The following is a 14,044-nucleotide window of genomic DNA, read 5'->3' as shown; positions in this document are numbered from 1 at the left end:
TGCCAATCTGTTACAGCCCTGCATCTGACCCCTCCATTTGGAACGAAGCGGGTCGCAAACGCAGATCACCGAAAGATCTCTGCTGCCCATGAACCTCACCCCGATTGACAGTGCGAGAATACGATAGCATGATCATACCGTAATACAATATTGAAAATCGAGTAACGGTGAATTTGCAGAAATCCTTGTATCCATTTGGGTATAAAGGACAATTTCAGAAACGCCGGCAGTCCAGCAATTACAAGAGAGAGAAAATGCGCACAGCAATTGTTACCGGGGCGAGCCGCGGGTTGGGGAAAGCTTTCGCGATCGGACTAGCAAAAGACGGATTTGCACTTAGTCTTTGCGCCCGCGATGCGGCTGCTCTTGAAGAGACAGCGGAGGCTGCTCGCGCCTGTGGCGCGCCGGAAGTCGTCGTCATTGCCGCCGATCTTTCGCAGCCTGGTGCAGCAGAAAAAGTCGTCGCAGATACTCTCGCCGTCTCTGGTCGGATCGATGCGCTTATCAACAACGCGGGCGCAACGAAACGCGCCGACTTCCTGTCGCTTACAGACGATGACTTTCTCGAAGGCTTTGCGCTGAAGTTTCATGCCACTGTGCGCTTTTGTCGAGCCGCATGGCCTTCGCTAGTCGAAAGCAAAGGCAGCATCGTGAATATATCGGGCGTTGGCGCACATACGCCAGAACCCGATTTCGCAATTGGCGGCTCGGTCAATTCGGCACTTATCAACTTTACAAAGGCGATTGCAAAGCGCGCCCAAGGCACCGGGATGCGGATCAATACACTTTGCCCCGGACATATCGTGACTGACCGGCTGCTGCGTCGAATTGAGACGCTGGCAAAGGAACGTAATATCCCTGTGGATGCGGCGCGTGATGCGCTACGCGAAGCCCAAGGAATCCAGCGCTACGGAGAAGCAGAAGAAGTTGCCGACGTTGTGCGCTTCCTGTGCAGCCCAGCCGCCAGCTATGTGCACGGCACTGTCATCAATGTCGATGGTGGAGCGACGCCGGGAATATGACCCCGGCGTCAAACTTTCGGTTTAAGAAGCGCTGGCCTCCTCGGCCAATCGCTCACGCAGAATGGCGATTGCGACTTTTCCCGCATTCATGACGTGATAGGCCGCGGCTTTGCGGGCTTGTTTGCCGCGCCTTGCTGCAAGATGCCCAACGACCTCTTCCAGCTCGGTAAGGCTTTCGCGCGTTCTGCCCGGTGCGCCGAGCGACGTTGCGCGCAGAACCATGACACGGGCGTTTAGCGAAGACAGCGTATGCCCCAGCGCCTCATTGTGCGCCCCATAGATCAGGCATTCATAGAAGGCGTTTTTCGCCGTCAGCCGCTCCAGAGGATCAGTGATCTTGTCGCTATTCTTCAGTATTTCGAATGCTGCCTTTAGGGCAGCGATGTCATCATCTGTCGCATTTTGGGCGAACAGCTCACAGGCGAGACCTTCAAGTTCGACACGAACCTGATAGATACCCTCAGCCTGTTCGGGCTTCAGCCTCGCAACGATGGGACCGCGATGCGGCACCACTTCCACTAGGCCTTCACTTTCGAGCTGGCGTAGCGCTTCGCGCACAGCTGTGCGGCTCACGCCGGTCATTTCGCACAAATCACGTTCCGTGATACGCTGCCCGGCGGTGAAATATCCAATCGCAATAGAATTACGGATACTTTCCGTAACGCTATGACGAACAGGCGCGGCAGCCTTTATCACTTTGAAATCAATAGGTGGGGTTTTTCCGTTCATTAATATCGCCATAAGTTTGTGCCCCCATAAGCGAAAAGCGGGCATATTACCGTATTACTATACGATAACTGCACTTTTTGAAAGCATGCTACTGTGCGCTCTGCCCGTTTTAGGTGCACAACGTTACGCGGATGCCTCTTCAATCACCGCCATTGCCGCAGATACGCCTGCGCCAATGTCGATATTGGGAGCCCCTGCGGCTTTGAGACCGCCTGCAATTGCTGCAACCGAAACCAGCGAATAGGTCGGCCGTGCCGTTGGCCCCATATGTCCGATACGGATTAGCTTGCCGAGCGTTTCACCACGCCCGGAAGAAAAGACGACACCGTAACGCTCTCGGATCGCCGACCGCAGTTTGGCTTCATCCACTCCTTCCGGGATGGCCACAGCCGTACAGGTCGGCGACGCAATTTCTTCCCGTGCGGCCCATAGTTTCAGACCGGCGGCTTGAATGCCTGCCCGGCATGCTTTTGCGGTCCATGCGTGACGCGCCCATACCGCCCGTTCGCCCTCTTCCAGATAAAGGTCAAGCGCCGCATCCAGCGCGTTGATTTCGGAAACAGATGGCGTGAACGGAAATGGCATATGTGCTTCATGAGCACGTTTCCAATCAATGATCGACAGGATGGAAGCCGTCGGCGCATTGGGATTGGCGGCGATTTTCTCCCAGGCAGCGTCGCTGACATGTAGGAGAGTCAATCCTGGCGGGCAGCCAAGACATTTGTTAGGGCCAGTCACGAACACATCTGCATGCGCAGTTTCAGGCAACACGTCCATGCCGCCGAAGGCCGACACGGAATCAACAATGAACAATTTACCAGCGGCCTGAACAACGGCTCCGATTTCCGCAACGGGATTGACTGTACCAGATGGCGTATCGTGGTGGCAGATCGCCACAATCGCCACATCAGGGCGCTTTTTGAGGAAATCAGCCACCAATTCAGCGCTCAGCACCTCATTATAAGGCACTTCGAGATCGACCACTTCCTTTGCATAACGCGCAGCCCAGGCGCCGAAGCCTTTTCCATAAACGCCCGAAACGAGATTGAGTACAACATCATTTCTTGCAATCAATGAGGCGGCTGCCGCTTCCAGCCCCAAAACAGGCTCTCCATGCAGAATAACCGGCGGTGTTTTGGTATGAAATACGCGCTGCACCTTTGCATTCACAGCCTCGTAGAATGCAAGAAACGCCGGGTCATAATCATAGAGAACAGGACGCGACAAGGCTCGCAGCACAGCCGGATAGGCATCGACTGGACCAGTGGTCAGCGTAAAAATCGGATCAACAATTTTTCCTGCATTCATTTCGGTCTCCCTTAATTATATTTTATTTTGATGCGCTAGTTGGCTCGCGCCAAATTGAGAAATGATGTTGCGTCGATTGCGTCCTCTATCCCTTCAAGAGTAGCGATCAATGCCCCCGCGTCGATTTCGATCCCGCGCCAGTCAATCTGCGTTCTGAATTTCTGCACCAGTTCGGCGTTGCTCATCGGATGAGCAAGTCCACCTTTGGCGCCGTCGATCTTGCACACCAATTTGCGCCCATCTTGCAAGAGAACGCTAACCTCCACCGCCTCAAAGGAGAACGACGGATCATCGACAAAAGCCAGCTTTTTGCCCAGCGCCTTCAGTTCAGGATCGGCTACGGCAGCATCGGAGAACGCCCACAGATCTGCTTTTCCCCACAACAAGCTGACGGCAACAGCATGTTGGGCGCTGACCTGCGCCAGCCTGCCAGTGGTAACGTGGGGCCTATCCGTACGCTGGCGCAACAGCGGATTTCCAGTCAGGATCACAGCAGCAATAGTATCAGCCCGCAGGCCACCTTCACCGTGCAATTTAAGGCAGGCTTCAATCACCGGATTGAGGACAACACCGCACGGATAGGGCTTGAACGTATTCTTCAAGATTTCCCAATCGCCACCAAGTCCGCCGATCAGTGCTTCATAATCGGGGGCATCAGAATGCAGGGCCAGAAAGCCACGCGCTCCCTCTAGTGGCTCAGCCGGGCCCGTATAGCCATCAGATGCCAGCAAAGCGGACATGAGGCCTGATCGTGCCGCCTGCCCCACTGAAAGGCTTTTGGACATCGTACCCAAGGTCTCGACGGAACCGGAAGCCTGCGCCAGAGCATGACCCAAGGCATCGACGAGTTGCGACGCAGAAAGCCCCAACAGTCGACCCGCCGCCAATGCTGCGCCAAAGGTCCCTGTGGTGGAGGTGATGTGCCAGCCGCGTGCGTAATGAACCGGGTGCAGCGCATTGCCCAACCGGCATGTGACTTCCGTGCCAAGCACGAAGGCTTCTATCAACGCGGTGCCCGATACTGGACGCCCCTCCCCAGCCATCGCTTCTGCCAGCGCCAAGACAGCCGGCGCAACCGGTGCCGAGGGATGAATGACCGTCGGCACATGGGTATCGTCAAAATCAAAAATATTGGAGGACGCAGCATTGATATAGGCAGCCCAGAGTACATCGGCGCGTTCGGAGCGCCCAATGATGCTTGCTTTTGCGGGACCTGAGAAAGCTGGCAGCAATGCCACCAGCTTTTGTATCGCAGCTTCATTCGAACCGCCTATGGCGGTGCCGACCATATTGAGCAAGGAGCGTCGTCCTGCAACGAGCACTGCTTCAGGCAAAGCATGCGTCGCATGGACAAACTCCGCCAGAGTGAGGCTTAAACCCTTCATGTCACCTGCCAGCAGCTTTGCCGCGCACCTCGGCGCCCGCCCATTTTTCAAGCGGACGAATAATTGCGGTCATGTCGGCATCCGCTCCAAGCTCGGCCTTGGTGATCGAGAAGAGCATACGCACCGCGTTGCCGACCATCATAGGCACACCGAGCCGTTCGGCTTCTTCAAGGCACAAACGAATATCCTTAAGCGACAACCCGATTGCAAAGCCAAAATCAAACCCGCGTGGCAGCACGAAGCGGGGGAGTTTATCTGCGCTGGCGGAAGTGCGGCCCGAACCGGCATTGAGGACTTCAATCATCACATCGGCATCAAGACCGGCCTTGGCGCCCATCACCATGGCTTCGGAGGTAATCGCAAGTGCGGCAGCAGAGCAGATATTGTTGATCAGCTTCATCACCTGCGCCTTGCCTGGTTCCTCGGCGACGCGGATCACCTTACCAAGCGCGAGCAGCATCGGCTCGACGACAGAAAAATGCGGCGAAGGACCTGCGGCCATCAGCGCAAGCGTTCCTTTCTTGGCGCCTGCGACGCCGCCAGAAACTGGGCTATCGATCAGAGCGATTTGCGCGGCCGACAATATTTCTTCCAGATCCATTTCCGCCTTCGGTCCGGTGGTCGACAGATCTACAACGCGCTTAACGACACCGGGATTGGCAGCAATGCTGCGACCAACGGCAATCACTACTTCAGGCGTCGGCAAAGAGAGGAAAATCGTCTCTGTGCGTGCGGTTAATTCGCCGATCGTGTCAGCTGCTTGCGCTCCTACGGCAATCAAAGCGGCTACGGCCGCTTCGGCGCGGTCATTCACGGCAAGGCTGTAACCTGCGCTGATGATACGCTCCGCCATCGGGCGTCCCATATTGCCAAGGCCGACAAAACCGACTTCGCTCATTCCACTCTCCTTTTATTGCGGTCAGCACTTATGCAAACGACCAGCCATTATCTACCGGTATTGCCGCACCGTTAATTCCTTCGCTGGCAGCGCCACAAAGGAACAGCGCCAAAGCAGTCACCGTCTCCATCGGAATAAATTTTCCACCCGGTTGACGGGTTGAAAGAAAAAGTCGCGTCGCTTCATCGGTGGTGATGCCTTTTTCCGAAGCCAGCACTTTGATGCGGTTAAGTGCGGAATCGGTTGCCATAAGTCCGGGGCAGATCGCGTTGCAGGTGATCGATGTGGAAGCCAGTTCAAGCGCCACTGTCCGCGTCAGGCCGATCATCGCATGTTTGGTGGTGACATAATCCGCGCGACCCGCGAGTGCGATGAGACTGTAAACTGAGGCCATATTGATGATCCGACCCCACCCCTGCGCCTGCATACCGGGCAGGCAGTTACGAATTAGCCGGAAGGGTGTCGAGAGATTAACCTCGAGTGCCTTGTCCCAATCGGAGTCAGCCAGCGCCTCGACTGGCGACATCTTGCGAATAACCGCATTGTTGATCAGAATATCAATACCACCCAACTGGTCACGGGCAGTTGCTGCAAGATGATCGACTGCCCCGACCTTAGAAAGATCCACCACCAACGAGCCAACTGTCTGTCCTGTTTCCCGGCTCAATGCGCTTGCGGCATCGCTTACTTCGGGCTGAATATCGGTGAGGAAAATGTGATCACCAGCCTTCGCAAAGCTGCGGGCCAGTTCCAGGCCTAAGCCGAGAGCCGAACCGGTGATTAGAACACGACGTCGTGTTGCAAATGTCATCGCGTCAGCTCCGCCCAAGTCAAACGCGGTGCAACATCAAGGCGGACAACAATGCCTTCCAATTCCGCCGAAGGTGATGAATAGGCACGCATTACTGCGGGGTCATGGCCGGGAACAATATGATCAAGGCTCGGCGCAAGTTCGTTCAGCCGGGCATAGACGCGGATGAGAGATGCCTCGTCATAGAGCACAGGAAATGGATTGCGGCGCTCCATATTGGCGTAAAAATGGGTAGCATCAGAAGCAAGAACCACCCAGCCCCGGGCGGTATAGACGCGAACCACTTGCAATCCCGCACTGTGGCCAGGCACGGCATGAAGCCAGAAACCAGGCGAGAGCTCATGGTCGCCCCGGTGAAACGCTATCCTGCCCGCATAGAGGCTACGAACATAGGCCACAATGTTTTCTACATCGAAAGGAGCGCGCGCTTTCGTGTCGCACATGCAGGGGCCTGTGGCATGTCCCGCTTCATCAACTTGCAAATGAAAATGCGCAGCCGGGAAATCGCCAAGCGTTCCTGCGTGATCATAATGGAGATGCGTCAGCACAACCTGCGACACATGGTTTGCATCGACGCCAAGAAGCGCAAGGGCATCGACTGGTTTGCGTAGCAGGGTCCGGCCACGCGCATCGGCTGCATCCTGCCCAAAGCCAGTATCTATCACGAAGACCTCGTCGCCGCGCCGGGCAAGCCAGACGAAATAATCGAGATCAGCGCCCGACTCATGTGGGTCGGAAACATGAAGAAAATTGTCATTCACAGTCCGTCCACCATGTGTGGCGTAACGCAAAGCATAAAGCTCGAAGGGCGCTATTTTCCCGTCAGTTTCGGCTATCGGTTCTGCCATGATCCTCCCGCCCCAAAGCTTATTCAACGTCGGCGCGTCAAACAATTTTATCCTAGCCTACAGTATGACCGTAATCTTGTCATACAATCTATTGACAGGTCAAGTCCGACATGTCTAACCTTGGCTCAATAAACAAGACAACTATGGGGACCAGCTGGCGCACTGCCACCTTAACGGAGACATGTATGACTCGTCCTGAATTCAAAGGTGAACAATTCGAGAAGGGGTTGAAGGTTCGGCGCGAAGTGCTTGGCGAGGCTTATGTCGCGCCTTCGCTGGCCAATGCCGACGATTTGACCGCACCGCTTCAAAAGCTCGTGACCGAATGGTGCTGGGGTGAAATTTGGACCCGTCCTGGTCTCGAGCGAAAGACACGCAGTTTTCTCAACCTCGCCATGCTGACGGCTTTGAACCGTCCGCATGAAATCAAGATTCACGTTCGCGGTGCATTGAACAATGGCGTGACCGAGAACGAAATCGTCGAGGTCATTCTTCAGGCCGCGATTTACTGCGGTGTGCCTGCCGCGCTCGACGCCATGCGCGTTGCTTCGGACGTAATCCGGCAAATGCGTGAAGAAAGGGCCGAAAGCGCCTGACTTATATAATCGGAAACGCTTCATAAAACCGGGGAACACCGGCGATTCCAATTGCAAATAGGAGGCCCAATGACACAGGGAACAGCTACAAAACCTTCCAGCACGCCGCACCGGTTGAAGACCGGCGCGCAATATAAGGAGTCCCTCAAGGACAATCGCCAGATCTGGGTTGGCGGCTCAAAACTCAACTCCGTCTATGATGAACCGGCGCTGGCCAAGGGCATCGACCTTCTGGCTTCGATGTTCGACGATCAGTTCACCGACGAACATGCCGATGCCACCACCTATTACGATGAAAAGGCAGGTGCGGTTCTTAGCCGTTCGTGGCAGATCCCACGCACGAAAGAAGACCTGGCCGCCCGCCGCCGCATGATCGAATATACCTCGCTTAAAACCGCTGGCACCTTCGGACGTCCGCCAGACCTCGCGCCCTCCATCGTGGTGGGTCTCTATGCCTATCTGCCGACATTCAAGAAAAAGAAGTCGCTTATCGACGGCATTGATCCGGACTTCGCCGAAAACATCGAACGATACATGGAATATGGTCAGAATAATAACCTGACCGCTTCGGAAAGCCTTGCTGGCCCGCAGGCAGACCGTTCATCGCCCAAGGCCTCGGAAGCCTCACTGCTGAAAGCGCGCAAGGTTACCAAAGACGGCGTCTATATATATGGTGCAAAGACGGTAGGTTCGATTGCCGCGCAGGCCAACGATATCTTTTTCACCAATCTCGGCGGCATTCAGGAAACCCCTGCGGATGCCTGCATCTGGGGTTCGGTCCCGATCGACACGCCCGGCATCAAAATGATCTCGCGTGAAATGGTTTCGCAGCCATTGTCGAGCAAGTTCGACCATCCAGTGTCGAGCCTTGGCGAAGAAGCTGACCAGTTCATCGTGTTCGATAATGTTTTCGTGCCAAAGGAACGGCTCTTCAACCTCGGCGATCCGACGGCCATGAGCTATTACGGTCCGGTCTGCGTTTTCGCGCATTGGCACGTTCTCACCCGTCTCGCCGTGAAAGCGGAACTCTTCGTCGGTGCGGGTCAGATGGTTCTCGATTATCTCGGCACTGGTAAAATTCCAGCCGTGCAAATGATGCTGGGTCAGCTGGTCGAATATGCACAGACGCTCCGTGCCTTCGTCACTGCGGCCGAAGCATTGGCAGTCCCGACCGAAGGCGACGTCATGCGGCCTGATGTCGGCATGCTGACCGCCGGTCGCCTTTATTCGATCGAAAACTATCCGAAGATCATTCATATCCTTCAGGAATTATGCGGTCAGGGACTGGTGATGCGCTTTGGCAAGAAAGCCTTCGACAATCCGGAAGTTGGCCACTTCCTGCATGAACTGCTGCCCGGACACGGCGTATCGGCCATGGTGAAAGAACAGCTGATGAATTTCATCTGGGACATGACCTCCGGCTCTCTGGCTGGCCGCGTTGCACTGTTTGAAAACGTCAACGCCACACCGGCTCCCGCCTTGCGCGCTCGACTATACAATGAAGTCAAACGTGACGGCTATGTCGCCCAGGTGAAGAAGATCGCCGGGATCGAGTAAGCTCTGGCCACCCCGCCTGGTGCCAATCGGGCGGGGTTTTTTCTTTCGCGACATGTTGGAGATTGCGATGGATCAGTCCACGCTTATCGACCGCTTTTATAGCGCTTACACTTCGCGCGATGCCGAAGGAGCGGCTTCGCTTTATCACGCCGATGGCTGGCATGAGGAAGTCGCCATGGCAAAACGCCGCCAGGGACATTTTGCCCTCGCCGAGGGCCTAACCGGCTTCTGGCGTATGTTGCCCGATGTTGCATGGGAACGGCGCGGTTATATCCGCTCTGGCAATCAAGTTGCGGTTCCCTATCACATGACTGGCACATTCACACCGCGTGGCGACAACGTTCAACCTCGCCAGATCGCGCTTGACGGCCTGCATATATTCGAGTTCCACGATGGTCTCCTGGCGGGTACCAAAGACATGTGGGATCTCGATCTATTCAAAGCGCAGATGAGTTGAGACGATGAATGATCTGGCGAAACTCGATGGGCTCGCAATCTCCGCTCTGATCTCCGGCAACGAGATCAGCGCAAGCGAAGTCCTCGAAACCACTATCCAACGGATCGAGCGGCTCAACCCGCAACTCAATGCCGTCGTGCATCCACATTATGATCTCGCGCGAAAGCAGGTCGCCGACGGCTTGGCGCAAGGCCCGCTTTCAGGTGTTCCGATGTTGTTGAAGAACACGGGGTTCGAAGCGTCAGGTATGCTTCTGTCTAGCGGATCGGAATTGCTGCGACATGCCGTCAGCAAACGCGATTCCACCATCACCGCGCGCTACAAGGCGGCGGGTATGGTGATTGTCGGCAAATCCAATACGCCTGAATTTGCGCTGAGCTTCACAACCGAATCCGATGCCTTCGGTCCAACCCGCAATCCGTGGGACATCAGCCGAACCGCTGGCGGCTCATCCGGGGGTTCGGCCGCAGCTGTCTCAAGCGGCATGGTGCCGCTTGCCAACAGTTCGGACGGCGCGGGCTCCACGCGCTTGCCTGCAAGCCATTGCGGGCTTTTTGGTCTCAAGCCATCGCGACTGGTCAATCCGGTCGGGCCCGCCGCAGCTGAAGCCATTGGTGGCATGTCGACACCACATGCCGTCACCTGGTCTGTCCGCGATAGTGCCGCCATGCTCGACGTGACAAGCGGCAGCGATCTCGGCGACCCCTGGGCCTCCCCCGCGACGCCAGGCAGCTATTTGGCGGCTCTCGACAAGACACCGCCGCGCCTCAAAGTTGCGATGATTGTCGCTTCGCCGGACGGCAGTCCTATCGAACCCGAAATGGTTGAAAGCGTGCGCTCCACGGCGCGGCTTTTAGAAGACCTCGGACACAGCGTCGAAGAGGTTGTTGATGCAGGCTATGATGCAGATGCACTCAAATCGGCGTGGCGCATCATTGTTGGCGTCAATGTGGCTTTAGGGGTTAGCGGCGGCGATGTGTCCTCGGCCAATATCGCTATGCTTGAACCCGTTAATCAGCAATGGGTCAGAGAAGCCTTAGCGTTGCCCGGCACGCGCTATTTGTGGGCCGTCAACCAGCTCCATGCCTCGTCGCGCGCCCTCGCACGCTTCTTCAGCACCTATGACATCATGCTGACGCCTGCCAGCGCAGAACCCGCACCGTTGTTGGGAAAGCTTGCTGGTCAGGGCAAGAACATCGATGAATTCTACGATCTGTTCTGGTCACATTCGCCTTTCACTGCCGTTTTCAACACATCTGGCTGCCCGGCAATGTCGGTCCCACTTGGCATGAGTTCCAATGGCTTACCAATCGGCTCGCACCTGGGTGCAGCCTTTGGAAAAGACGCATTGCTTTTCGCGCTGGCTGCGGAGCTTGAACGCGCCGCTCCCTGGAGCAACCGGCGCCCATCTTTATTCGGCTGAGGAATTGTTTGATGAAGAACGCTGAAATCCTTGCCCTGAATGCTCGCGAAGTCGCCGCTGCGGTGTCTTCAGGCGTCCTCACCGCCCGTGTGGTAACGGAAGCATATCTTGAATGCATTGCCAATAAAGACGAACCGATCATGGCATGGCAGCATCTTGACGCTGCAAAGGCACGAGCTACCGCAGATGTGATGGATGCGGCTCAAGCCACAGGGCCACTGATTGGCGTCCCGATCGGCGTCAAGGACGTCATTGACACGGCCGATATGCCGACCGGCTATGGCACGAGTATCTATGAGGGCTTTCAGCCGCCGTGGGACGCCCCGGCCGTGCAGATTACCCGCAATGCGGGCGGCTTGATCCTGGGAAAGACGGTGAGTACCGAACTTGCAATGGCGAGCCCGAACAAGACCCGCAACCCACACAATCCGGCGCACACACCGGGCGGATCATCATCGGGTTCCTGTGCAGCGGTAGCCGCTGGCATGGTGCCTTTGGCCTATGGTACGCAGACTTCCGGTTCGGTAATTCGCCCGGCAAGCTTTTGCGGTGTGACCGCCTTTAAACCAACCTTCGGTGCGATTAATACGGTGGGGATCAAGGTGCTGTGCCATGGGCTGGATACGCTCGGTATTCTCAGCCGCAATATTGGAGATGCTGCTTATTGCGCTGCGGTGTTGAGCGGCAAATCCGAACTCACTGACCTGACACCTCCTCAACGCCCTCGCATCGGCATTTTGCTCGGAACGCGTCTGAATAAGGCGGAAGCTTATGCAATCGACATTGTCAACCGACTGGCATCGCTTGCGCAGGCCGCTGGCGCAGATGTTACCGTGTTGACTGCGCCGTCATGGTTTGACGGAATCTTCGATTTGCATGAAGCCGTCATGGGATGGGAAGTCACACAGTCTCTGATCTTCGAGACCAGCCGTCACTGGGATCGCCTGACGCCCGTTACCCGCGCCATGATGGAGGATCAAGGTCGCGTCGACGAAAACCGTTATCGCGCGGCCATGCTCGAAATCCCGGGCTGCCGCCTGATGATGGACGCGATCCTTTCGCGTTTCGACGCAGTTCTGACCCTCGCAGCTCCCGGCGAAGCGCCTGAGGGAGCGCCGACGGGCGATCCGATTTTCAACCGGCTGTGGAGTGTTCTGCAGGTACCGCTCATCTGTCTTCCGGCAGGCAGGGGCCCGAACGGATTGCCCGTCGGCGTCCAGCTTGTAGGTGCACGTGGCGCGGACCACCGCCTTGCATCTGCGGCGCTCTTCCTTGAAACCGTGCTTGCTGAAAAAGGAGGCACCCTATGATCCAGCCAGCCACTGATCAGCTGACCGATGATTTTCGTTCCGCCATGCGACAGCTTGCAGCGACAGTTAACATCATCACCGCCGGCGAAGGCGATCAACAGCGCGGCCTGACGGCAACTGCCGTCTGCTCTATGTCGCTGACGCCGCCTTCGATGCTTGTTTGTGTAAATCGTTTCGGTGAAGCGCATAAAGCCATCACCTCAGCCGGAAGCTTCTGCGTGAATATTCTCGCCGACTGCCAGCGCGAAGTCGCCATGCGCTTTGCAGGCCAGATCGGACAGCTGGGCGATGACAAGTTCGCGCCTTATCGCTGGACGCGTCTTGCGACTGGCGCTCCTGCTCTTGATGACGCAATGGCCAATCTTGATTGCGAGATCGCCACAGTTTCGGAGACGGACAGTCATTCGATTTTCATTGGCAATGTTAAGGCAATCCGCTTCGGACCCGAGACGTCGCCGCTGCTGCACTACAACCGTAACTTCTTTACACTGGCTAATCAAAACGCGCTCTAACAACCCAAAACAGTGGGAACCGGCTGCACGAGAAAAATAACAACAACCAATAGAGCGCACGTTTTCAGCGGGCCTGACCGACGTGCTCTTTGGTGCAGCCACAATGTCAAACGGGCAGACGCCCTATGGAGGTATCATATCATGTCAATCAGCGACGCTCAGTTCCTGAAGGGCTGGAGACAGGTGCTCGAAATGTGCAACCTGAAAGCTGGTGAACAGGTCACGATTCTGACGAGTGACGACAGCAACAAGCAGATCGCCTATATCGCCAAGCTCGCGGCTTCCGATCTCGGCGCAATCGTGACTGAACTGAACCTTGCTCCAGTCAACAGCGAGAAGGCAATTTCGCCTGACAAGTCGGGTTATATTGGCAAGACGCCACTCGACGGCAATTCAGCGGCATTGGCCTGCCTCATGGCATCCGATATGGTGATCGACACGTTGCAGCTGTTGTTTTCCAAAGAACAGGAGGAAGTGTTGAAATCGGGAACGCGCATGCTGCTGGCGGTCGAACCGCCAGCAATCATGATGCGCCAGATTCCGCGTCCGCAAGACAAGCTCCGCGTACTCGCTGCAGCCAAGAAGATCGGTGCGGCGAAGGAAATGCACGTGACCTCGGATGCCGGCACGGATTTTCGCTGCCGCCTTGGGCAATATCCGGTTCTCACGCAATATGGTCTTGCCGATGAACCTGGCCGCTGGGATCACTGGCCAAGTTGCTTTTCCGCCCGATGGCCCGATGAAGGTAGCGCCGAAGGCACCATCGTCATCGATGAAGGCGACATTCTGCTACCGTTCAAGAAATACGCTCGCGCGCCAATTACCGTCACCATCGAGAAGGGCTTTATCGTCGATATCAAAGGTGGATACGACGCTGAGTTCATGCGCAAGTTCATAGAGAGTTTCAATGATCCCCGCGCCTATGCCATGGCTCATGTTGGCTGGGGTCTGGAAAACCGTGCCAACTGGACTGTGCTCGGCCTTTACAATCCCGAGGCCCAGCTCGGCATGGATGCTCGCTCCTTCGCAGGCAACTTCCTGTGGTCGTCGGGTCCCAATACCGAGGCGGGCGGCGATCGCGACACACCATGCCACCTCGACATTCCGCTTCGCAATTGTTCTGTCTCTCTTGATGGCGAAGTCATGACATTGGCAGGTGTCGTCGTTCCTGCGGATCAGAAGTAAGTC

General features: G+C 56.2%; 14 protein-coding genes. 8 read left to right on the top strand and 6 right to left on the bottom strand.

All coding sequences use genetic code 11. The features are described from left to right. The first annotated feature begins 254 nt into the window (after positions 1 to 254). Positions 255 to 1,022, top strand: a complete 768-nt coding sequence (locus KMS41_20805; GenBank protein ID QWK81007.1) for an SDR family oxidoreductase — start codon at positions 255 to 257, stop codon at positions 1,020 to 1,022. A 21-nt stretch (positions 1,023 to 1,043) separates the two neighbouring features. Here the strand turns inward: KMS41_20805 and KMS41_20800 are convergent, their stop codons facing one another. The 6 genes from KMS41_20800 to KMS41_20775 all read right to left on the bottom strand — a co-directional run bounded on the left by KMS41_20800 (position 1,044) and on the right by KMS41_20775 (position 7,001). Further along, positions 1,044 to 1,751, bottom strand: coding sequence for a GntR family transcriptional regulator (locus KMS41_20800; GenBank protein QWK81006.1), 708 nt, complete (start codon positions 1,749 to 1,751; stop codon positions 1,044 to 1,046). 123 nt (positions 1,752 to 1,874) lie between these two features. Further along, a complete protein-coding gene (locus tag KMS41_20795; protein ID QWK81005.1) occupies positions 1,875 to 3,059 on the bottom strand; it encodes an alanine--glyoxylate aminotransferase family protein in 1,185 nt (394 codons plus the stop codon). A gap of 35 nt (positions 3,060 to 3,094) precedes the next feature. Then, positions 3,095 to 4,444, bottom strand: a complete 1,350-nt coding sequence (locus tag KMS41_20790; GenBank protein ID QWK81004.1) for an MmgE/PrpD family protein — start codon at positions 4,442 to 4,444, stop codon at positions 3,095 to 3,097. A gap of 1 nt (position 4,445) precedes the next feature. Continuing rightward, positions 4,446 to 5,342, bottom strand: coding sequence for an NAD(P)-dependent oxidoreductase (locus KMS41_20785; protein ID QWK81003.1), 897 nt, complete (start codon positions 5,340 to 5,342; stop codon positions 4,446 to 4,448). A gap of 28 nt (positions 5,343 to 5,370) precedes the next feature. Continuing rightward, a complete protein-coding gene (locus tag KMS41_20780; GenBank protein ID QWK81002.1) occupies positions 5,371 to 6,153 on the bottom strand; it encodes an SDR family oxidoreductase in 783 nt (260 codons plus the stop codon). Then, positions 6,150 to 7,001, bottom strand: a complete 852-nt coding sequence (locus KMS41_20775; protein QWK81001.1) for an N-acyl homoserine lactonase family protein — start codon at positions 6,999 to 7,001, stop codon at positions 6,150 to 6,152. The genes KMS41_20780 and KMS41_20775 overlap by 4 nt, the downstream gene beginning before the upstream one ends. 185 nt (positions 7,002 to 7,186) lie before the next feature. Here KMS41_20775 and KMS41_20770 point away from each other — a divergent pair, with 185 nt between their 5' ends. The 7 genes from KMS41_20770 to KMS41_20740 all read left to right on the top strand — a co-directional run bounded on the left by KMS41_20770 (position 7,187) and on the right by KMS41_20740 (position 14,041). Further along, positions 7,187 to 7,597: a carboxymuconolactone decarboxylase family protein gene (locus tag KMS41_20770; GenBank protein QWK81000.1), complete on the top strand. Its 411-nt coding sequence runs from the start codon at positions 7,187 to 7,189 to the stop codon at positions 7,595 to 7,597. A gap of 69 nt (positions 7,598 to 7,666) precedes the next feature. Next, positions 7,667 to 9,154: a 4-hydroxyphenylacetate 3-monooxygenase gene (locus KMS41_20765; GenBank protein ID QWK80999.1), complete on the top strand. Its 1,488-nt coding sequence runs from the start codon at positions 7,667 to 7,669 to the stop codon at positions 9,152 to 9,154. 67 nt (positions 9,155 to 9,221) lie between these two features. After that, positions 9,222 to 9,611 carry a nuclear transport factor 2 family protein gene (locus tag KMS41_20760; GenBank protein QWK80998.1) on the top strand — a complete coding sequence of 130 codons (390 nt, stop codon included), beginning with the start codon at positions 9,222 to 9,224 and terminating at the stop codon, positions 9,609 to 9,611. Positions 9,612 to 9,615: 4 nt separating this feature from the next. Continuing rightward, entirely contained in the window at positions 9,616 to 11,034 is a 1,419-nt protein-coding gene (locus KMS41_20755; GenBank protein QWK80997.1) for an amidase, read from the top strand. An 11-nt stretch (positions 11,035 to 11,045) separates the two neighbouring features. Then, entirely contained in the window at positions 11,046 to 12,344 is a 1,299-nt protein-coding gene (locus KMS41_20750) for an amidase (protein QWK80996.1), read from the top strand. Beyond that, complete coding sequence (locus KMS41_20745; GenBank protein QWK80995.1) at positions 12,341 to 12,856, top strand: flavin reductase family protein; 516 nt, start codon at positions 12,341 to 12,343, stop codon at positions 12,854 to 12,856. Before KMS41_20750 ends, KMS41_20745 begins: the two co-directional genes overlap by 4 nt. A 141-nt stretch (positions 12,857 to 12,997) precedes the next feature. Then, entirely contained in the window at positions 12,998 to 14,041 is a 1,044-nt protein-coding gene (locus KMS41_20740) for a 2,5-dihydroxypyridine 5,6-dioxygenase (GenBank protein QWK80994.1), read from the top strand. Positions 14,042 to 14,044: the final 3 nt, after the last annotated feature.

It is taken from the genome of Ochrobactrum sp. BTU1, assembly GCA_018798825.1.
Taxonomy (GTDB): domain Bacteria; phylum Pseudomonadota; class Alphaproteobacteria; order Rhizobiales; family Rhizobiaceae; genus Brucella.
This window is presented reverse-complemented; position numbering and strand designations above follow the sequence as displayed.

Coding starts and splice junctions, on each gene's coding strand:
- KMS41_20805 (QWK81007.1), top strand. CDS start 255: ATGCGCACAGCAATTGTTACCGGGGCGAGCCGCGGGTTGGGGAAAGCT.
- KMS41_20800 (QWK81006.1), bottom strand. CDS start 1,751: ATGAACGGAAAAACCCCACCTATTGATTTCAAAGTGATAAAGGCTGCC.
- KMS41_20795 (QWK81005.1), bottom strand. CDS start 3,059: ATGAATGCAGGAAAAATTGTTGATCCGATTTTTACGCTGACCACTGGT.
- KMS41_20790 (QWK81004.1), bottom strand. CDS start 4,444: ATGAAGGGTTTAAGCCTCACTCTGGCGGAGTTTGTCCATGCGACGCAT.
- KMS41_20785 (QWK81003.1), bottom strand. CDS start 5,342: ATGAGCGAAGTCGGTTTTGTCGGCCTTGGCAATATGGGACGCCCGATG.
- KMS41_20780 (QWK81002.1), bottom strand. CDS start 6,153: ATGACATTTGCAACACGACGTCGTGTTCTAATCACCGGTTCGGCTCTC.
- KMS41_20775 (QWK81001.1), bottom strand. CDS start 7,001: ATGGCAGAACCGATAGCCGAAACTGACGGGAAAATAGCGCCCTTCGAG.
- KMS41_20770 (QWK81000.1), top strand. CDS start 7,187: ATGACTCGTCCTGAATTCAAAGGTGAACAATTCGAGAAGGGGTTGAAG.
- KMS41_20765 (QWK80999.1), top strand. CDS start 7,667: ATGACACAGGGAACAGCTACAAAACCTTCCAGCACGCCGCACCGGTTG.
- KMS41_20760 (QWK80998.1), top strand. CDS start 9,222: ATGGATCAGTCCACGCTTATCGACCGCTTTTATAGCGCTTACACTTCG.
- KMS41_20755 (QWK80997.1), top strand. CDS start 9,616: ATGAATGATCTGGCGAAACTCGATGGGCTCGCAATCTCCGCTCTGATC.
- KMS41_20750 (QWK80996.1), top strand. CDS start 11,046: ATGAAGAACGCTGAAATCCTTGCCCTGAATGCTCGCGAAGTCGCCGCT.
- KMS41_20745 (QWK80995.1), top strand. CDS start 12,341: ATGATCCAGCCAGCCACTGATCAGCTGACCGATGATTTTCGTTCCGCC.
- KMS41_20740 (QWK80994.1), top strand. CDS start 12,998: ATGTCAATCAGCGACGCTCAGTTCCTGAAGGGCTGGAGACAGGTGCTC.